13 protein-coding genes are annotated in these 19,322 nt (G+C 58.1%); 9 read left to right on the top strand and 4 right to left on the bottom strand.

Going from position 1 to position 19,322, the window contains the following annotated elements; translation table 11 throughout:
* Nucleotides 1–26: 26 nt before the first annotated feature.
* The 6 genes from AKU79_RS04410 (at nucleotide 27) to hflX (ending at nucleotide 8,386) form a co-directional block, all read left to right on the top strand.
* Entirely contained in the window at nucleotides 27–2,270 is a 2,244-nt protein-coding gene (locus AKU79_RS04410) for a sensor histidine kinase NtrY-like (RefSeq protein WP_050522363.1), read from the top strand.
* The gene (gene ntrX, locus AKU79_RS04405; RefSeq protein ID WP_050522362.1) at nucleotides 2,267–3,682 is read left to right on the top strand and encodes a nitrogen assimilation response regulator NtrX; all 1,416 of its coding nucleotides are present in this window, start codon (nucleotides 2,267–2,269) and stop codon (nucleotides 3,680–3,682) included. Before AKU79_RS04410 ends, ntrX begins: the two co-directional genes overlap by 4 nt.
* 94 nt (nucleotides 3,683–3,776) lie before the next feature.
* Nucleotides 3,777–5,153 carry a Trk system potassium transporter TrkA gene (gene trkA / locus AKU79_RS04400; protein WP_050522361.1) on the top strand — a complete coding sequence of 459 codons (1,377 nt, stop codon included), beginning with the start codon at nucleotides 3,777–3,779 and terminating at the stop codon, nucleotides 5,151–5,153.
* Between the two features lie 6 nt (nucleotides 5,154–5,159).
* Nucleotides 5,160–6,680, top strand: a complete 1,521-nt coding sequence (locus AKU79_RS04395) for a potassium transporter TrkG (RefSeq protein ID WP_231580101.1) — start codon at nucleotides 5,160–5,162, stop codon at nucleotides 6,678–6,680.
* A gap of 138 nt (nucleotides 6,681–6,818) precedes the next feature.
* The gene (gene hfq / locus AKU79_RS04390; RefSeq protein WP_022704857.1) at nucleotides 6,819–7,052 is read left to right on the top strand and encodes an RNA chaperone Hfq; all 234 of its coding nucleotides are present in this window, start codon (nucleotides 6,819–6,821) and stop codon (nucleotides 7,050–7,052) included.
* A gap of 53 nt (nucleotides 7,053–7,105) precedes the next feature.
* Nucleotides 7,106–8,386 carry a GTPase HflX gene (gene hflX, locus AKU79_RS04385; protein ID WP_050522732.1) on the top strand — a complete coding sequence of 427 codons (1,281 nt, stop codon included), beginning with the start codon at nucleotides 7,106–7,108 and terminating at the stop codon, nucleotides 8,384–8,386.
* A 128-nt stretch (nucleotides 8,387–8,514) separates the two neighbouring features.
* On the opposite strand, the gene AKU79_RS04380 is transcribed toward hflX, so the two are convergent.
* The gene (locus AKU79_RS04380; protein ID WP_050522360.1) at nucleotides 8,515–10,980 is read right to left on the bottom strand and encodes a penicillin acylase family protein; all 2,466 of its coding nucleotides are present in this window, start codon (nucleotides 10,978–10,980) and stop codon (nucleotides 8,515–8,517) included.
* A gap of 99 nt (nucleotides 10,981–11,079) precedes the next feature.
* On the opposite strand from AKU79_RS04380, the gene AKU79_RS04375 reads away from it, so the two are divergent.
* The gene (locus tag AKU79_RS04375; RefSeq protein ID WP_050522731.1) at nucleotides 11,080–11,943 is read left to right on the top strand and encodes an NAD(P)-dependent oxidoreductase; all 864 of its coding nucleotides are present in this window, start codon (nucleotides 11,080–11,082) and stop codon (nucleotides 11,941–11,943) included.
* 111 nt (nucleotides 11,944–12,054) lie between these two features.
* On the opposite strand, the gene AKU79_RS04370 is transcribed toward AKU79_RS04375, so the two are convergent.
* Complete coding sequence (locus tag AKU79_RS04370) at nucleotides 12,055–12,609, bottom strand: lipid-binding SYLF domain-containing protein (RefSeq protein ID WP_050522359.1); 555 nt, start codon at nucleotides 12,607–12,609, stop codon at nucleotides 12,055–12,057.
* Between the two features lie 186 nt (nucleotides 12,610–12,795).
* Nucleotides 12,796–13,800, bottom strand: a complete 1,005-nt coding sequence (hemB, locus tag AKU79_RS04365; RefSeq protein ID WP_050522358.1) for a porphobilinogen synthase — start codon at nucleotides 13,798–13,800, stop codon at nucleotides 12,796–12,798.
* Nucleotides 13,801–13,950: 150 nt separating this feature from the next.
* On the opposite strand from hemB, the gene AKU79_RS04360 reads away from it, so the two are divergent.
* Together AKU79_RS04360 and mfd are read left to right on the top strand one after the other, a co-directional pair.
* Entirely contained in the window at nucleotides 13,951–14,481 is a 531-nt protein-coding gene (locus AKU79_RS04360; protein ID WP_050522357.1) for a hypothetical protein, read from the top strand.
* A gap of 4 nt (nucleotides 14,482–14,485) precedes the next feature.
* On the top strand, nucleotides 14,486–17,923 hold the full coding sequence (gene mfd / locus AKU79_RS04355; protein WP_050522730.1) for a transcription-repair coupling factor: 3,438 nt from the start codon (nucleotides 14,486–14,488) through the stop codon (nucleotides 17,921–17,923).
* Nucleotides 17,924–17,949: 26 nt separating this feature from the next.
* Here the strand turns inward: mfd and AKU79_RS04350 are convergent, their stop codons facing one another.
* Nucleotides 17,950–19,173: an MFS transporter gene (locus tag AKU79_RS04350; RefSeq protein ID WP_408002832.1), complete on the bottom strand. Its 1,224-nt coding sequence runs from the start codon at nucleotides 19,171–19,173 to the stop codon at nucleotides 17,950–17,952.
* Between the last annotated feature and the right edge of the window lie 149 nt (nucleotides 19,174–19,322).

The raw sequence follows: 19,322 nt of genomic DNA, 5'->3' as shown, positions 1-19,322 counted from the left end.
GGGGGTTTTGAAATGTGTCGGCAGTAATGCAGAGCAAGAGTTGGCTGCGACTGTCGCGTTTGCGCAGGCAGCGGCGTTTTCAGACCATCATGACCTTTACTTTGGTGACGCTAGGCCCGGTTTTGGCCTTTGCGACACTGATGGCGCTTGGCCCGTTCGATCAGGGCGCAACCTCGTTGTTCTTGCGGCTGATCTTGTTGGCCGATCTGGTCTATGTGCTGGTGGTGGCGTCGCTGGTTCTGGCGCGGGTGTCGCGGATGATCGCGGACCGGCGCAGCCAGTCTGCCGGTTCCAGATTGCACCTGCGCATGTCGGGCATCTTTGCGCTTTTGGCGCTGACGCCAACGGTTCTGGTCGCCGTATTTGCCACGATTACGTTTAACGTCGGGCTTGAAGGCTGGTTTTCCGAACGGGTGCGGGCGGTTGTCGGCAACTCGCTTTCTGCGGCGCAGGCCTATGACGGCGAGCATCGCCGCGATTTGACCGAAGATGTGAACGGCCTTGCCGCCTATCTGAACCTTGCCAAGCAAAGCACGTTCTTTCTGGCCGATGACCAGTTGCGCCCGGTGCTAACGCAGGGGCAGGCAGCGGTGCAGCGCGGGTTGAAAGAAGCTTATCTGATTGACGGGTCAGGCAAGCTTAAGACCCGTGGAGAGCGGTCCTATCTATTTGATTTTGAACCGCTAACACCCGAGGAAATAGCGCGCGCGCGCGCGGGCGAAACGGTTTTGATCGAGGATTGGCCCAATAATGAACTGCGCGCTTTGGTCTTTCTGACTGCCTATGTTGACCGGTTCTTATATGTCTCGCGCAGCGTTGACGGCAACATCCTTAGCCTTTTGGATGAAACCCGCGAAACCGTGACACTTTACCAACAGCTTGAGGCCGAGCGCGGGCGATTGCTGTTTGAATTCGGGCTTTTGTATCTTGGCTTTGCCGTTATCCTGATTTTGGCGGCGATCTGGCTGGGGCTTTGGCTGGCCGAGCGCCTTTCGCGGCCGATCGGGCGTTTGGCGGGGGCGGCGCAAAAGGTGGGCAGCGGCGATCTGAATGTGCAGATCCCCGAGGAAGAAGGCGATGATGAAATCGCGATGATGGGTCGTTTGTTCAACCAGATGACACGGCAGCTAAAAGGCCAGCGCGATGCCTTGGTCGAAAGCAACGTTAAAACCGAAGGGCGGCGGCGGTTGTTTGACAGCGTTTTGTCATCGGTTACGGCGGGTGTTATCGGGCTTGATGCCGAAGGCCGCGTCGATTTTGTGAACCGCGCGGCGGAACGGTTGCTGGATGTGCAAGGCGGTGGGCATGGGCATGTCATCACATCTTTGGTTCCAGAATTTTCCAACATTTTCAAACGGCTGCGTGATAGTCTTGGCGCGTCGGTGCAAGAGGAAATCCGGCTGACCCGCAAGGGACGTATGGAAAGCCTGCTGGTCCGGATGAGCGTAAGGCGATCAGACACGGGGCAACTTGAAGGCTATGTCGTGGCCTTTGACGATGTGACCGACCTTGTGTCGGCGCAGCGTATGGCCGCGTGGGGCGATGTTGCCCGCCGTATCGCGCATGAAATCAAGAACCCGCTGACGCCGATTCAGCTGTCAGCTGAACGGATCAAACGCAAGTTCCGCCCCCTTGTGGGCGATCAGAGCGCAGATCTGGATCAGTACGCCGATGTAATTATACGCCAAACCAATGACTTGCGCCGCATTGTTGATGAGTTTTCCAAGTTCGCCCGTATGCCCGAACCCGTCCGCCGCGAAGAAGATATTGTCAGGATTTTGCAGGATGCGCTGGTGTTGCAAGAGGCGGGTCAGCCAACCGTTCACTTTGTCAAAGATCTGGCGGATGGGCCGGTCTTGATGGATCTGGATGCGACCATGATCTCTCAGGCCTTGACAAACCTTATCAAAAACGGTGGGGAAGCCATTGAAACATTTATGGAAAAAGAGAAAGCTGACGGGTTTTCGCCGGAAATCAGAGTAAGCCTTTTGGCGGAAGCAGACCATATTGTGATCCGCATCGCAGACAATGGTATTGGCTTGCCGCCCGACAGGGCTAGATTGTTCGAACCCTATGTAACGACGCGGGCGAATGGCACGGGGCTTGGTCTGCCGATTGTAAAGAAGATCATCGAAGAGCATGGCGGCACGCTGGCGCTTTTGGATGCGGTTGAATTTGAGGGAAACACCCACGCAGGTGCCATGGCCGAGATTTATCTGCCACGGCTTCGGGCAAGAAACGCTGGCCGCAAGGCCGAGGGGGAGATATGAGTAGTATCCTTATCGTAGACGATGAACGTGATATCCGCGAGCTGATCGGGGATATTTTGAAAGACGAAGGTTACGCCGTGCGATTGGCGGGCAATTCCGACGAATGCATGGCGCAGATAGGGGCCGAAGCGCCGGCTCTGATGATCCTTGATATCTGGTTGAAAGACAGCCAGATGGACGGGATCGACATTCTTAAAACCGTGAAACGTGATAATCCTGATGTACCGGTGGTGATTATCTCGGGCCACGGGAATATTGAAATTGCCGTCGCTGCCATCAAGCAGGGCGCCTATGACTTTATCGAAAAGCCCTTTAATATCGACCAGTTGATGGTGGTTGTCAGCCGCGCGATGGAAACCAGCCGTCTGCGGCGCGAAAACACCGATCTGCGGCGGCGTGATGTGACGTCTTCGGATATGCTTGGATCAAGTACGGCGTTCAAGGCATTGAAATCACATCTTGAAAAAGTAACCAAGTCAAACGGGCGTGTCATGCTGACCGGCCCTGCGGGCGCCGGTAAAGAGCTTGCCGCACGGTTTATTCATAGCAATTCAAACCGCGCGTCGGCGCCGTTTGTCACCGTAAGCTCGGCCACGATCGAACCCGAGCGCATGGAAGAGGTGCTGTTTGGCCGCGAAACCTCTGATCGTGGGGTCGAGCAAGGGTTGCTGGAACAGGCGCATGGCGGTGTGGTGTATTTCGACGAGGTCGCCGAGATGCCGATTGGCACGCAATCCAAGATTTTGCGGGTGCTGGTCGAACAGCAGTTCACCCGGGTTGGTGGCGTTGATAAAGTCCGCGTCGATTTGCGCGTCATATCGTCAACCACCCGCAATTTGCAGGCTGAAATCGCCTCTGGTCGCTTTCGCCAAGAGCTGTATGACCGTCTGAATGTGGTGCCTATTGAGGTGCCCAGCCTGGAAGACCGGCGCGAGGACATTCCAGAATTGACGACTTACTTCATTGATATGTTTCACAAAACCCAAGGCCTGCCATTGCGCAAGCTTTCTTCGGAAGCCGAGGCAATGTTGCAAACCATGCAGTGGCCGGGGAATGTGCGGCAATTGCGCAATGTGATCGAACGGGTTTTGATACTTGGCGATGGCACAGGTGAGGTTGGCGTCAAGGAACTGCCGGGCCAGGAACCTGTGGGCCGTGACGAAGGGCGCTTGGTGCTAAGTGGGGCGCTGGCAACCTTGCCGCTGCGTGAGGCGCGCGAGTTGTTCGAAAAAGAATACTTGCTGACCCAGATCAACCGCTTTGGCGGCAATATCAGCCGCACCGCCAGTTTTGTTGGCATGGAACGCAGCGCTTTGCATCGCAAACTGAAATCGCTTGGCGTGGTGACGACAAACAAATCGGGCGCCCGCATGGCGCGGCTGGAAGACGGTGAAGACGAGGATGACGGCTAATCGCTTAGCCTTTGGCCCGCATGCCATTTATTGACCATTCCAGCTGCTTCTGCCAAACAGAGGCGAACAAGCCGCGACCACGGAGAACAGGCCCATGAAAGTTATCATCTGCGGTGCGGGGCAGGTGGGGTGGCAAATTGCCCGCCACTTGTCAGGGGAAAAGAACGACGTAACGGTTGTTGATTTTAACGCCGATCTGGTGCGCCGCGCCACCGATACCTTGGACGTGCAAGGTATCGTCGGTTTTGCCAGTTACCCCGATGTTCTGGCCAAAGCAGGTGCTGCCGATGCCGATATGATCATCGCCGCGACCCATTCGGACGAGGTGAATATGGTCACTTGTCAGGTCGCGCATTCGGTGTTCTCGGTCCCGCGGAAAATTGCACGGCTGCGGTCGCAAAGCTATCTTGATGCGATTTACGCCGATCTCTATCGCCGTGACCATTTGCCGATTGACGTGGTGATCAGCCCCGAACGCGAAGTGGCCGAGGCCGCCTTGCAACGGCTGGCCGCCCCCGCCACCTTTGACACCGAGAGTTTCATGGGCGGCAAGGCGCAGCTGCTTGGCATTATGCTTGACGAAGATTGCCCGGTGCTGAACACGCCTTTGCGCCAATTGTCCGAACTGTTTTCAACCCTGCGGGCCATCGTGGTGGGCGTGCGCCGCGATGACCGCTTGTTCGCGCCAGACCCGAACGACCAGTTGTTTGAAGGTGACCGGATCTATGTTTTCGCCCATACCGAAGACCTGAACCGCACGCTTGAAATCTTTGGCAAAAACACACGCAAGCAAGAACGCATCGTGATTGTCGGCGGCGGCAATGTCGGTCTTGGTGTGGCCCGCGCACTTGAGGCGCGCACCGACCGGATGCGGGCCAAGATTATCGAGAAAAACCGTGCCTGCGCCGAAAAAGCCGCCGATAGCCTGGAGCGAACCATCGTTTTGCACGGCGATGGTATGGATATGGATATTCTGCTTGAGGCAGGGATTGACCGTGCCGATGCGGTTTTGGCCGTGACCGACGATGATAAAACCAATCTGCTGGTTTCGGTTCGGGCCAAACAAGCGGGTTGCCCGATGGCGATTGCGTTGGTGAACGACCCCACCTTGGTGCCTTTGATGGGCGCGTTGGATATCGACGCGTTTATCAACCCTCGCGCGACCACCGTTTCGTCCATTCTGCGCCATATCCGCCACGGGCGCGTTAAGGCGATCTATTCGATCGGTGATGCCGAGGCCGAATTGATCGAGGCGCAGGTGCTGTCTACTTCGCCGCTTTCCGGCAAGCTGATCCGCGATATCGCCTTCCCCGAAGGCGTGTTGGTGGGGGCAGTCATGAAAGGCGAAAAAGTGCTAAAGCCGACGGGCGATTTGCGGGTAGAAGAGGGCGATGTGATCGCGCTGTTTGCAATGACCAAAGACGTGCCAGAGGTTGAACGCCTTTTGCAAGTCTCGGTCGATTTCTTCTAAGCCAAGATGATTCGGCGCATCCTAGAGCTTCCGCTGCTGGTGATCCTGTCGGGATGTGGGGCGCTGGCCATGCTTTTGCCGGCCGCACATGCGGCTGTGTTTTCAGATTTCACAATTGCACGGCCGTTTTTCTATGGTGCGGTTGTGTTTTTCTTGTTGTCGATTCTGGTCGGCATTGCCACGGCCAACTACCGGCCCCGCTCGGTTGCGCGGAGCCAGTTGGCGGCTTTGCTGGGCGCGTATTGCTGGTTGCCGATCCTGTTTGCCGTGCCCTTCGCCGAGGCCGTTAAGGATACCACCTTTGCCAATGCGTGGTTTGAGATGGTCTCATCTTTTACCACGACCGGTTTTACCCAATATGACGATCCAAGCCGCTTGGCACCGACCTTGCATTTATGGCGCGCGCTTGTCGGTTGGATGGGTGGCTTTTTCGTGCTGATGTCGGCGGTTGCGGTTCTGGCCCCTTTGAACCTTGGCGGGGTAGAGGTGCTTTCGGGCCGTGTTCCGGGCCGCAGTGCGCAGGGTGCAGGGCAGGTGACGCATGCCGCAGGCCCCGCTGATCGCCTGATCCGCCATTCGGCAGCACTGTTTCCAGCCTATGCGGGCCTGACGCTTTTGCTCTGGGTTTTGCTACTGATTGCCGGCGAGTCTGGCACAACGGCATTTTGTTACGCGCTTTCAACGCTTTCGACCAGTGGCATCACCAACGGTCAGCCAATGGTCAGTGCCGGTGGCGGTTTGGTGTCAGAAATGCTGGTGTTTGCCTTTATGGCGCTTGCCATCACCCGTCGCAGCATGCCCGGCGCGGTTTTGACCGACCGTAACCGCTCGATCATTAATGACCACGAGGTCCAGCTGGCCGCGTTTTTTCTGATTGTTGTGCCGGGTCTGCTGTTCCTGCGCCATTGGTTGGGTGCCTTGGCCGCAGATGACATGATGAATGTCGGCGCTGCGCTTGACGCGCTGTGGGGGGGATTGTTCACAACCATGTCCTTTCTGACCACCACCGGTTTTGAAAGCAGCGATTGGCATGAGGCGCAGATGTGGTCGGGCCTGAACAGCCCTGGGTTGGTGCTGCTGGGACTTGCGATGATGGGCGGCGGCATTGCCACCACGGCTGGCGGGCTGAAACTGCTGCGCGTTTATGCGCTGGCACGGCATGGCGAGCGCGAGATGGACCGGCTGGTCTATCCCAATTCAATCGGCGGCGGTGGCACGGCCGAACGCCAGTTGCGTCAAGGCGGGGCCTATGTCGCGTGGATTTTCTTTATGCTCTATGCGATGACGTTTGCGATTGTGGTCGCGGCACTGTCGCTGCGCGGTCTTGAATTTGAAAACGGGTTGGTGCTGACCGTTGCCGCCGTCACGACAACCGGACCGCTGGTGAATTTGGCGACCGAAATGCCCATTCGCGTGATTGAACTGACCTTTTCCGAAAAATTCATCCTTGGCGGCGCCATGATTGTGGGGCGCGTCGAAATTCTAGCGATTTTGGCACTATTTTCGCCCGGAGTGTGGCGCAGGTAAGACGGTCATCTGCTTGCGCGTCCGGTTCAACTGTTTTTGGGCTGGAAACTCTGGAAAACCCGTTTCATAGTGATTTTTGCGCCTCGGTAGAGGGATCGAAGGCAGTGACATTAACAAAAAGAAAAAAAGGCAAGAAAAATGGCTTCCGATAAACAAAATCTTCAAGACGCATTTTTGAATCACGTTCGCAAGGCAAAGGTGCCTGTGACGATATTTTTGATCAACGGCGTTAAACTGCAAGGCGTCATCACCTGGTTTGATAATTTTTGCGTTCTGTTGCGCCGCGATGGTCAATCGCAGTTGGTGTATAAACATGCGATTTCGACCATAATGCCAGGCGCGCCAATCAGCCTGTATGAAGGCGAAGAATAAACTTGGAAATAGACGATCACGACGAGGACGGTGGCTTCTCGGTTGAGCGGCGTTTGGCTGGGCACGATACACGTGCGCAGCAAACGCCTGCATATGTTTTGCATCCTGATCTGAAATCTGCCCGCGCGCGGCGATTGCCTGAACATGGGCTGGCTGAGGCGACTGCGCTTGCCGCTGCTTTGCCGGGGCTGGATGTGGTGGGCGGCGAGGTGGTTCGGCTGTCAAAGCTGTTGCCGGGCACGTTGTTTGGGACCGGAAAAGTGGCCGAGCTGAAGGCGCGGATGCATGACTTGGGCGCCGAGCTGGTGCTGGTGGACGGGCCGGTGACGCCGGTTCAGCAACGCAATCTGGAAAAGGAATGGGGCGTCAAGCTGCTGGACCGGACCGGATTGATTTTGGAAATTTTCGCCGATCGGGCGCGGACACGTGAAGGCGTGCTTCAGGTTGAACTGGCGGCGCTGTCTTATCAACGGACGCGGCTGGTGCGGGCATGGACCCACCTTGAACGCCAGCGTGGCGGGTTGGGTTTTGTCGGTGGGCCGGGTGAGACGCAGATCGAGGCCGACCGTCGCGCGATTGATGATCAGGTTGTGCGGATCAAGCGGCAGCTGGATAAGGTTGTCAAAACGCGCGAGCTTCACCGCGCGTCGCGGCGAAAGGTGCCGTTTCCGGTGGTGGCTTTGGTGGGCTATACGAACGCGGGGAAATCGACGCTGTTCAACCGGATTACCGGGGCTGAGGTGTTGGCCAAGGACATGCTGTTTGCCACGCTTGACCCGACGATGCGGGGCATGGAATTGCCGGATGGCAGCAAGGTGATCCTATCGGATACGGTAGGCTTTATTTCCGATCTTCCGACCCAGCTGGTGGCCGCGTTTCGCGCGACTTTGGAAGAGGTGCTGGAGGCTGATCTGATCTTGCATGTCCGCGATATCAGCCACCCTGAAACGGCCGAGCAGGCGGCGGATGTTGCTGATATTTTGACCTCGCTCGGGGTGAAATCTGACACGCCGCAGTTTGAAATCTGGAACAAACTGGATCTGGTGACCGAGTCAGTGCGGGCGCAGCTGGAGCAGCAGGCCGAGAAATCGGACCGGATTTTCGCGCTCTCGGCGATCACGGGCAACGGGATAGACAGGCTGCTTGCGGCGGTTTCAAAGGTGTTTGAGGCCCAGAAATCCGAGGCAGAATTCAGTCTGGATTTTTCAAAAGGGCGGGCCCATGCCTGGCTTCATTCTGAAGGCGTGATCTTGAGTGAAACCTTGACCGATACGGGCTGGGATTTGAAAGTAAGCTGGACCGAGCGGCAAAAAAACAGCTTTGCCGCGCTGTAGCGGGACAGGGTACGACCGCGCGCGGACATTTCAATAAGGCATTGAAATTACACGCAACCTTATGAAAAATTTACCGAAAATTAACCTGTGAACCCAGTGGTTCACAGGTCTTTTCAATGGTCCAAGCCCTATTTCGGTGCTGGCGACAAATGCGTGATGCCCACGGCCGCCGCGCGGGCCAAGTCGGCATCAAGCGACATCGGGATATATTCACCCCGCCGCCACAAAACGCCCAGATCATCATAATGGCGCGATAGCGGATGGCCTGATTGACCTGTGGACAGAATGAAAACCGAGCTGTCAGGATCGGCCAAATCATAGACCCCGCGATAGCCTGCGCCGTTGACGTTTTCATAAGGGTCGGGGCCGGTGCCTTTGGTCAGGCCGCGCATCAGCGTGCTGTCACCGCCCGAGGTGCTTTGGCGCATGTTGACGAAATAGCGCAGCACCGGAACATTGCCCAAAACCGGATGGTCATGCGTGGCCTGATGGGCATCGCCCCAGCGCCAAGTTTCCACGCTTGGGCCATAGCGTTCGGATAATTCCAAAAGCGCGTCATCCAGCGCGACGCGGGCAATATCGGTGCAGGTTTCTATGGTCGCCGATTGAATGATGTCACACCATTTCGAAGCGCCGTCGGTGTCGCGGAACACGCGTTCAATAAACACTGGATCGGGGTGGGTAAAGCTGTCAGCCAAGGGGCCAAGCTCGTCATGGATCAGACGGGTTTGCAGCGCGCGCAGCCATGCGGCATAAATCAGCGGCTCGGGCAGGTGTTCGTTCATCTCGCCGTTCCATGCGGCCAGCAGTTCCAGTGCTTGTTCGCGCAGGCGTTCGGGCGTGCCTGCGGGTGATGGGGTGCCGGTGAACCACAGATCGGCACCGATCAGCGGCAGAATGGCGCGGGCGACGGGCGAGACGGTATCGAGCTGCGCCTCGATAAAGCTTTCGCGGGTGTGAACCTCGCGGGTTTTCATCAGGGTCAGCCAGCGCTGAATGCGGTGGGTGTCGCCCCAGACAAAGCTGATATTATCGGGAAAGGGCGCATCGGTGGTTTTGTTGTTGGTATTGCCCAAAAGGCCCGACGTGGGTTTCCGAATGCGCAGGTTTTTATCGTAATCCATCACACCGGCCCAGCGGTTTTGCGGCTTGTCGCCGGTTGCGGGCATACGGCCTTGGGTTTCATGCGCGGGGTCGCGGTTGGGAACGGCCCCGACAAGCTGAAAGGCGATGCCGTCTTTATCTGCCAGCATCAGGTTGAGCGCCGGCGCGACGAACTGGCGGCCTGCGGCAAGCGCCTCATCGATATTGTTCGAATTCATCAGCCGGATGGCCGAAGTCATCGAGGTGTCATTGGCGGTAAGCGCCGTCCATTCCAGTGCCGCAACATGGCCGGGGGGCGTGACAGTAGCGAGGTTGTAATGCGAGCCGGGCAGAATTGGCCCCGCCTCGGACCAGCGCAGGGTGATGGTAACCGGATCATGATCTTTGACCGTGATGATCGAGCGGCGGGTGGTAAAGTTTTTCCAGCCGGCGCCGCTGTCATATTGTTCAGTATTCTCGGGGTTAACCCGTTCCATCACCACGTCCTGGTCATCAAGGTAAGATGAGGTGATGCCCCAGCCCAAGCTATCCGAGCGGCCCATCAACACAGCAGGCACACCCGGAATGGTGGCCCCGATCACGCCGCCGCTGGCGAATTGCAGGCGGGCAAGGTACCAGAGCGTCGGCGCGGTGAAATTAAGATGCGGGTCATTGGCCAGCAGCGACCCACCAGCGGCCGACCGTTCAGGGGCAGCGGCCCATGCGTTGGACGCGCCCGTAAAGGGGGCCGATTTGAACGGCGAGAGCGGGTCGAACGCCTCGCGCTGGGGAAAGCCGCCGGGGGGCGGCGCAGGCATCAGGCTGGCATAATCGGGCAGGGCGGTTACAGCAGAACCTGGGGCATCGGGCAAGATGTCACGCAGGCGGGACTCGGGCAGCAGCATCGAGGTGCGGGCGCGCAGCACCTCGGCATCCAGCTGGCCCGAGAGTTGCAGCGCCATGAGTTTCAGGATGGCGATAGAGTCAGCCGGTTGCCAGGTGGCGATTTCATTGGTGAAGAAAAAGAATTCTGGCGCGCCGCGGCCCAAAGCATTCAGGTTGACCTCGGATATCCAGGCGTTGACGCCGCGCGAATAGGCATCGAGCGCCTGTTTGGTCGCGTCATCCTGTGCGTCAACGGATTGGCTGGCAAGGGTATAGAGGTCATAGCGGCGCAGCAGCTCGTCGGTTTTCAGGGTGCGTTCGCCAAACACCTCGGACAGGCGGCCTTGGGCGGTGCGGCGCAGCATGGTCATTTGCCACAGCCGGTCCTGGGCATGGGCAAAGCCGAGCGCGAAGTAGACATCGGCATCGGTGGGGCCAAAGATATGCGGTACGTTGGCGTTATTGCGCACAATTTCGGTTTCGCCGCTGATGCCGGAAAGCTGGTAGCTGGCGGAATAATCGGGCAGCGAGCGCGACAAGAAGTAATAGGCGATCAGCAGTGACACAGCACCAAGCGCGAGGAGCGCGACAAAAATCCGGGTGAGCCAACGAAACGCGAGGAGCATGGTGGGTCTTTTCTGAAAGGCAGGGTTTTTCTTGACGGCAGGGATTGTGTGGTTACCTATGCCAAACTGGAGCGCGAGGCAATTGGAAGGGTTTGGGCAATGGCAAAAGTGGCGTTTTTAGGTTTGGGCGTGATGGGCTTTCCTATGGCGGGGCATTTGGCCGCCAAAGGGCATGAGGTGACCGTCTATAACCGCACGGCAGCCAAGGCCGGGGCTTGGGTAGCCAAACACGGCGGGCGGGCAGCGGCAACCCCGCGTGAGGCCGCCGTGGGGCAAGATTTTGTGATGGCCTGTGTGGGCAATGATGACGATTTGCGCGGGGTTTGTCTGGGGGCGGATGGCGCCTTTGCAGGGATGGCTGCGGGGGCGGTGTTTGTTGATCACACCACAGTTTCGGCGCAGGTCACGCGCGAGCTGGAGGCCGTGGCGCGGGCGGCGGGATTGGGGTTTGTCGATGCGCCGGTTTCGGGCGGGCAGGCGGGCGCCGAGAACGGCGTTCTATCGGTGATGTGTGGCGGCGATGCGGCGCATTATGCAGCGGCCGGGCCGGTGATTGCGGCCTATGCACGGATTTGCAAGCATCTGGGCGAAAGCGGCGCGGGGCAGATTGCCAAGATGATGAACCAGATTTGCATCGCGGGCCTGGTGCAGGGCCTTTCCGAGGCGCTGGCCTTTGGTGAGAAGGCGGGCATGGACGGGCGCGCGGTGGTCGAGGTGATCTCGGGCGGGGCGGCCGGGTCGTGGCAGATGAATGCGCGGCATCAGACCATGCTGGACGACCATTTCACCCATGGTTTTGCCGTGGACTGGATGCGCAAGGATCTGGGGATTTGTCTGGCGACCGCGAATGAGATTGGCGCGAGCCTGCCCGTCACGGCGCTGGTCGATCAGTTTTACAAGGATGTGCAGAACATGGGCGGCGGGCGCTGGGATACATCAAGCCTTATCAAGCGGTTGAAGTAGCGGCGCATGCCTGTGGGCTTGCGGCGTTTTGCCTGAAATCAATGATTTGCGTAAAAGAAATGAGAAATGGTGCAAGGACATGCCTTGCACCATCAAACGCAAAACAGCCGCTTACGGGATGATGCGGTTGTATTTTGAACCGGCCAGTGTGGCCCCCAGAATAAGGCCGGATTGACCAAAGACGAAGGCAATCACAGGTGCGTATTCGGTGGTTTCCTTGCCGATGCTTCCGCCCTCATTCGGGACGGCATAGCGGATGTCGGCGCTGGCGGCCCAACCGGTCGAGCGGCGGAAATCGCCCAAGGCCGCCTCGGTCATAAAGAACAGGGCGTGGGCATATTGCTGTGCGCCGATTTGCAGACCAAAGGTGGCGCGGGTGGCGGAGTAATAGTCAACCGTTACGTCATTGATCCGCAATGCACCCTGACCATAGGCCGCACCAAAGCCAAAGCCGGCCTCGGTCATCAAAGGCATATAGAGGATGCCATAAGCCCTTTGCGCCAGTTCACGCGTGCCGGGGTAGCTGCCAAACAGATAGTCGCGGGTGGCGTTTACGCGGCTATCAAGACGTGCGCCGCCGTCGCTGCCAACACCATTGGCGCAGCCGCCAAGCGCCAGGCCCGCAGCCGAGGTTGCCAAAAAATTGCGTCTGTTCAAAATTGTCATTCTCTCTGCCGCCTCATATTTCGCGCCAGAGTATCCTCTGGTCGCTGATTGCTCGGGTTCATTGGGCCACGTTGCGCCGTGTGGGGGCCGCGTTGGGCCGTGTGCCCAAAGGATAGCGCGGAAAAGACCGTCTGTCATCTATTTGGGCAGCCTTTTACGCGGTTTGGGCGCATTTTCGCCATGGGTTCAGCGTTGATCTTGCAACAATTGCGCCACGCGCGGTGCGAAATAGGTCAGCACCCCGTCGCATCCGGCGCGGCGAAAGGCCATCAAGCTTTCCAGCATCGCCTTTTCGCCATCAATCCAGCCGTTTTGCGCGGCGGCCATGATCATCGCGTATTCGCCCGACACTTGATAGGCATAGGTTGGCGCACCAAAACTGTCTTTGGCACGGCGGCAGATATCAAGATAGGGCATGCCGGGTTTGACCATGACCATATCGGCGCCCTCATTCAGGTCGCGTTCGATCAGACGCATGGCCTCATCCGAATTGGCGGGGTTCATCTGATAGGTTTTTTTGTCGCCCACAAGGCGGCTGCCTGCGCCAACGGCATCACGGAACGGGCCGTAAAAGGCCGAGGCGTATTTGGCGGCATAGGACAGGATTGCCACGTCTTTATAGCCTGACATTTCAAGCGCGTGACGCATCGCCCCGATGCGGCCATCCATCATGTCGGACGGGCCAAGGATGTCGGCGCCGGCCTCGGCCTGAGCGAGCGACATTTTTACCAATGCCTGAACGGTATCATCATTCAGGATGATGCCATCACGCACCAGCCCGTCGTGGCCGTTGATATTATAGGGGTCTAGTGCCACATCGGTCATCACCATCATGTCCGGCACCGCGGCCTTGATGGCGCGGATCGCGGTGTTGGCAAGGTTTTGCGGGCTCCATGCCTCGGCGCAATCTTCGGTGCGTTTGGCGGGGTCGGTATAGGGAAAGAGGCAAATGGCAGGAATACCAAGCGCTGCAGCCTGTTCGGCGGCCTGCACGATCAGATCAACCGAAAGCCGCTCGACGCCGGGCATAGAGGGGATTGGTTCGCGGATGTTCACGCCATCCCGCACAAAAAGCGGCCAGATCAGATCATTGACCGACAGAGTGTTTTCTTGCGCCAGACGCCGCAATCCATCAGATTTGCGCAAACGGCGAAAGCGTGTGGCGGGGTATTGGCCGATTGTGGGGCGCATGGCGGCTCCTTTTGCTGTGGTCCGAATGCAAGAGATTTCAGGTTTTTCTTCTGCCTGCCATGGAAAAGCCCGCGTCTCAAGGGTAGGAATGTCGCTATGGCGCGAAAGCCGCAGTTCGAGCGGCGCTAAATCTGTGAAAAGGTTGGTCTAGTGGATTGGTATAAAATGATTTTCGATCTGATCGACTTGCGATCATTTTCGAATCTTTGGTATTGGATCGCACTGGCGGTTATGTGGTCGACAACAAGCCATTGGGTTTTAGGGGTGCCATTCGATCTGGTAACGCGGGCACGGCGCAGAGGCGGCGAGGCGGCGCAGGATTTGCAGGATCTGGTTGAGATCAATTCGCGGCGCATCGTCTATATCGCGCGGGTTGCGGGGTTGTGGATCATCGCGAGCGGCGCATTCATTTTTTCGGTACTGGCGGTTTTGGGTTTTTTTTATTGGATAGAATTCGCGCAGGCGGTGTTTTTGCTGCTGGTGCCGATGACGATTGTCGGGGCGCTTAGCCTGTCAACCGCGCAGCAGATTTTGGTGCAAGAGATGGAAGGCGAAGATTTATACCGCAAGATTTCGCGCCACCGGATCAAGGTGCAAGCAATCGGGATGGTGTCGATTTTTGTGACCTCGCTGTGGGGCATGTGGCAAAACATGCAGGTTTTTGCGATTTGGCCGCATTGATCTGATGGCAAAGACACCGATTATTCTGGGCGGTGCGCCCGAAGGGTTTGATGCGCAGCTTTTGGCGCGGGAATTGGCGCGCGGTGTGCCGGTGATCCATGTGGCACGCGATGACAAGCGGCTTGAGGCGATGCGCGAGGCGCTGTCGGTGATGGCGCCGGATGTGGTGGTGCTGGAGCTGCCGGCCTGGGATTGTTTGCCCTATGACCGGGTGTCGCCCAACCCTGACATCATCGCGCGGCGGATGGCGACTTTGGCCGCGTTGGCGCATGGGGTGCCGGGGCCGTTTGTGTTGCTGACCACGCTGAATGCCGCGACCCAGCGTCTGCCTGCGGCGCAGGTGCTGCGTGACGCGTCATTCTCGGCCACGGTCGGGCATCGGATGAATGAAGAGGCGTTGCGTAATTTCCTAACGCGTATGGGGTTTACGCCAAGCCCCACGGTGGCCGAGCCGGGTGATTATGCCATTCGCGGCGGGATTATTGATATTTATCCACCCGGTCCGGGCGGGCCGGTGCGGCTTGATCTGTTCGGCGATGTGCTGGACGGGGCGCGGCGGTTTGACCCCGAAACCCAGCGCACCACGGAAAAGCTGAAAGCGGTTGAATTTGCGCCGGTGTCCGAGGTGATTTTGGACGAGGCGGCGATTGCGCGGTTTCGCCAGACCTACCGCGTAGAGTTTGGCGCGGGCGGGTCCGAAGACCCGCTGTATGAGGCCGTAAGCGCGGGGCGCAAGCATCAGGGGATGGAGCATTGGCTGCCGTTTTTCCATGCCGCGCTGGAAACGGTGTTTGACTATATGCCCGATGCTGCGGTGATGCTGGACGATCAGGTCACGCCGATGCGGCTGGCGCGCTGGGAAAGTATTGACGACCAATATGACGCGCGGGCCGAGGCGATGCGTGCCAAGGGGCGGATGGATACGGTCTATAAACCTGCGGCGCCGGGGCTGCTTTATCTGGATGATGCGGCATGGGAGGCGGCGCTGTCGGGGCTGCGTGTGGTGCAGCTGTCGCCGCTGGCGCAATCACCGGGGCCCGGGGTGTTGGATGCAGGCGGGCGGATGGGGCGCAGCTTTGCGCCGGAACGCCAACAGGAAAACATCAGTCTTTTTAGTGCTTTGTCTGATCATGTTAAAGCGTTGCGCAAATCGGGGAATGTGGTCATCGCCTCATGGTCCGAAGGCGCGCGTGAGCGGTTGCGCGGGCTGATTACCGACCAAGGGATTGAGGGCGCGGTAGAGGTTTCAGATTTCCGCGAGGTCAAAGGCAAGGGCGGGCTGTTCCTGATGATCTGGCCTTTGGAGGCGGGGTTTACGGCGCCTGATCTGGCGGTGATTTCAGAGCAGGATGTGCTGGGTGACCGGCTGGTGGCCAAGCCAAAGCGCAAACGCAAGGCCGATAACTTTCTGAAAAACGCCGACACGCTGAGCCCCGGTGACTTGGTCGTGCATGTGGAACACGGCGTTGGGCGTTATCACGGGCTGGAGATGATCACCGCCCTTGGCGCGCCGCATGAATGCCTGAGCATCGAATATGCCGAGAATGCCAAACTGTACCTACCCGTTGAAAACATTGAACTTCTAAGCCGCTATGGCCATGAAGAGGGGCTGCTTGACCGGCTGGGCGGTGGCGCGTGGCAGGCCAAAAAGGCCAAGCTGAAGGCCCGCATCCGCGAGATTGCGGAACGGCTGATGCGGATCGCGGCCGAGCGGCATTTGCGCAAGGCACCGGTGCTTGAGGCGCCGCATTCGATGTGGGAGGCCTTTGCTGCGCGTTTTCCCTATACCGAAACCGAGGACCAGTTGACCGCGATTGCCGATGTGATTGCAGATCTGGAGGCGGGCAGCCCGATGGACCGGTTGGTTGTGGGCGATGTCGGCTTTGGCAAAACCGAGGTTGCGATGCGGGCGGCCTTTGTTGCGGCGCTGTCGGGGATGCAGGTCGCGGTGATTGCGCCGACAACGCTGCTGGCGCGGCAGCACTATCGCAGCTTTGCAGAACGATTTCGCGGATTTCCGATTAATGTCAAGCCCTTGTCGCGGTTTGTTAGTGCAAAGGATGCTGCAAGCACGCGGGCCGGCCTTGCCGATGGTACGGTGGATATTGTGGTGGGCACGCATGCCGTGCTGGCCAAGGCGATAAGGTTTAAGAACGTCGGGCTGTTAGTCATTGATGAAGAACAACATTTCGGCGTTGGCCACAAAGAGCGGCTAAAGGAAATGCGGTCAGACGTGCATGTGCTGACGTTGACGGCAACACCCATTCCGCGCACGTTGCAACTGTCGCTGACAGGTGTGCGCGACTTGTCGATCATTGCGACGCCGCCGGTCGATCGCTTGGCCATTCGGACCTATGTTTCAGAATTTGATACGGTCACGATCCGCGAGGCCTTGCTGCGCGAACGCTATCGCGGGGGGCAGTCATTCTTTGTGGTGCCACGCATTTCCGACCTGCCGTTTGTCGAGGATTTCCTGAAAACCCATGTGCCCGAGGTAAGCTATATCGTCGGCCACGGGCAGTTGGCGGCGGGTGATCTTGATCAGCGAATGAACGATTTTTATGATGGAAAACAGGATGTTCTGGTTGCTACCTCAATCGTAGAGTCAGGTCTGGATATTCCAACCGCGAATACGATGATCGTGCACCGCGCCGATATGTTCGGCCTGAGCCAGCTTTACCAAATTCGGGGGCGTGTCGGGCGGGCGAAAACGCGGGCCTATTGCTATTTGACCACCAAACCCCGCGTACCACTGACCCCGCAAGCGATGAAGCGATTGCGGCTGTTGGGGTCACTGGACAGTTTGGGTGCCGGGTTCAATCTGGCCAGCCATGACCTTGATCTGCGCGGCGCAGGCAACTTGCTGGGTGAGGAACAGTCGGGCCACATCAAAGAGGTTGGCTATGAGCTGTATCAAAGCATGTTGGAAGAGACGATTTCCAAGCTGCGATCGGGCGAGATTTCGGGGCTGAATGAGGTTGACGACCAATGGGCGCCAAATATCAATCTTGGCGTTCCTGTATTGATTCCAGAGGCTTATGTGCCAGACCTCGACCTGCGTCTTGGGTTGTATCGCAGGCTTTCGGGGCTGGCGACCAAGGTCGAGTTGGAAGGGTTTGCAGCCGAGTTGATTGACCGTTTCGGGCCATTGCCCAAAGAGGTTAACACCTTGATGCTGGTCGTGCGGATCAAGGCGATGTGCAAACGTGCAGGCATTGCCAAGCTGGATGCGGGGCCAAAAGGGGCCACAGTGCAGTTTCACAATGACAAATTCGCCAACCCTGCGGGCTTGGTCGATTTCATCAAGACGCAAGCAGGGGCGCGGGTCTCGGGCAATAAAATCGTGCTGGTGCAGGACTGGAAAACCGAAGGCGACCGCATCAAGGGCGCCTTTGCGATTGCCAAAGCTTTGGCCGAGAAGCTGTTGGAATTAAAGAAATAACGCGCCCGACTTTGGGCGCGTTGGGGTCAGGATTTATCGCGCGGGATTGACAGCATCAGCGCCAGTGCCAGCACAGCCATGACCGAGATGCCCAAAACCAGCGGCACATAATTGCCATTGAACGCAAGGCCCAGCGGGGCCGCGATCACCACCGCCAACACGGTTGAGATTGAGCCTGCAACCGAGGCTGCCATGCCGGCAATATGACCAACAGGTTCCAAAGCCAGCGCGTTCAGGTTGCCCAAGGTCAGGCCGGCCATGGCAAAAACGCTGATCATCCAGAAAATGAAGGCAGCAAAGGCAAGACCCGCAGGCAGCAGGCCCGACAGGGTTAGAACAAGCATCGCGCCCGAGATGATGATTTGGCTGATCAGCGTGGCGGTAACCAGATAGCGCATACCAAGGCGACCGACCAGCGCCGCATTGGTGGGGCTGGCAAGCCCGGCACAGAGGGCAACAAGCGCAAACCACAGCGGAAAGCTGTCGGCGCGGCCGAATTGCACGTCAATCACCGGTTGCGCCGAAGAGAGCATTCCAAAAAGCGACCCAAGAACAAGGGTTTGCACCGCGATAGTGGTAACGATAGTGCGATGCGACAACACCTCGCGCAGGGCTGCAATCAAAGGGGCGGCACGGAACGGGCGGCGGCTTTCGAGGGGCAGGGTTTCCGGTTGGCGGGCCATGAGCCAGATCAGCGACAGCCCCGAAAACAGGACAAAAGTGACAAAGATCGCACGCCAGCCAAAAGCCGCAATAATACCGCTGGCGGCCAAAGGTGCGATGGCCGGGACGAGGGTAAAGATCATCATGGCAAAGCTGACAACGCGGGCCATTTCGCGGCCTTTGTACAGATCGCGTACCAGCGCCAGTGATACCACGCGCGGGGCTGCGACGCCCAAGCCTTGGACTACGCGGGCAAGGAGCATGGTTTCCAGCGTGGGCGCGAAATACGCGACAGCGGCGGCGATGCAATAGATCACCGAGCCGATCACGATGATGCGGCGGCGGCCAAAGCTGTCTGACAGGGGGCCTGCGACCATGGTGCCCAACCCCATGCCAAGCACGAAACTGGTCAGGATAAGCTGGGCTTTGTTCGGGATTTCAGGTGTCAGCTCGGCCGCGATTGTGGGCAGGGCGGGCAGCATAGAGTCGATGGAAAAAGCGATGGTCGCAAAGAGCATGGCGATCATCGCGATAAATTCGACTTGTCCCATGCGTTGGGCGTTTTGGGGATTAGCTGATTGGGTCACGGGGTCTTAAACCTTTGGTTTTTTGCCTGCGCAAAGCGGCGAACATCACAAATCAATATATGCCACGGAATGCAGCAGAAAAATCGGAACCCGGAGGGGAATGGAGGCTTGCCCAAAAATTAGGTAAGTAACCCTGTCGGATCACAGTC

This window comes from Pseudorhodobacter wandonensis (assembly GCF_001202035.1).
In the GTDB taxonomy this organism is placed as follows: domain Bacteria; phylum Pseudomonadota; class Alphaproteobacteria; order Rhodobacterales; family Rhodobacteraceae; genus Pseudorhodobacter; species Pseudorhodobacter wandonensis.
This window is presented reverse-complemented; position numbering and strand designations above follow the sequence as displayed.

Excerpts from the sequence above, each read along its gene's own strand:
- AKU79_RS04410 (WP_050522363.1), top strand. The coding sequence starts at position 27 with ATGCAGAGCAAGAGTTGGCTGCGACTGTCGCGTTTGCGCAGGCAGCGG.
- ntrX (WP_050522362.1), top strand. The coding sequence starts at position 2,267 with ATGAGTAGTATCCTTATCGTAGACGATGAACGTGATATCCGCGAGCTG.
- trkA (WP_050522361.1), top strand. The coding sequence starts at position 3,777 with ATGAAAGTTATCATCTGCGGTGCGGGGCAGGTGGGGTGGCAAATTGCC.
- AKU79_RS04395 (WP_231580101.1), top strand. The coding sequence starts at position 5,160 with ATGATTCGGCGCATCCTAGAGCTTCCGCTGCTGGTGATCCTGTCGGGA.
- hfq (WP_022704857.1), top strand. The coding sequence starts at position 6,819 with ATGGCTTCCGATAAACAAAATCTTCAAGACGCATTTTTGAATCACGTT.
- AKU79_RS04380 (WP_050522360.1), bottom strand. The coding sequence starts at position 10,980 with ATGCTCCTCGCGTTTCGTTGGCTCACCCGGATTTTTGTCGCGCTCCTC.
- AKU79_RS04375 (WP_050522731.1), top strand. The coding sequence starts at position 11,080 with ATGGCAAAAGTGGCGTTTTTAGGTTTGGGCGTGATGGGCTTTCCTATG.
- AKU79_RS04370 (WP_050522359.1), bottom strand. The coding sequence starts at position 12,609 with ATGACAATTTTGAACAGACGCAATTTTTTGGCAACCTCGGCTGCGGGC.
- hemB (WP_050522358.1), bottom strand. The coding sequence starts at position 13,800 with ATGCGCCCCACAATCGGCCAATACCCCGCCACACGCTTTCGCCGTTTG.
- mfd (WP_050522730.1), top strand. The coding sequence starts at position 14,486 with ATGGCAAAGACACCGATTATTCTGGGCGGTGCGCCCGAAGGGTTTGAT.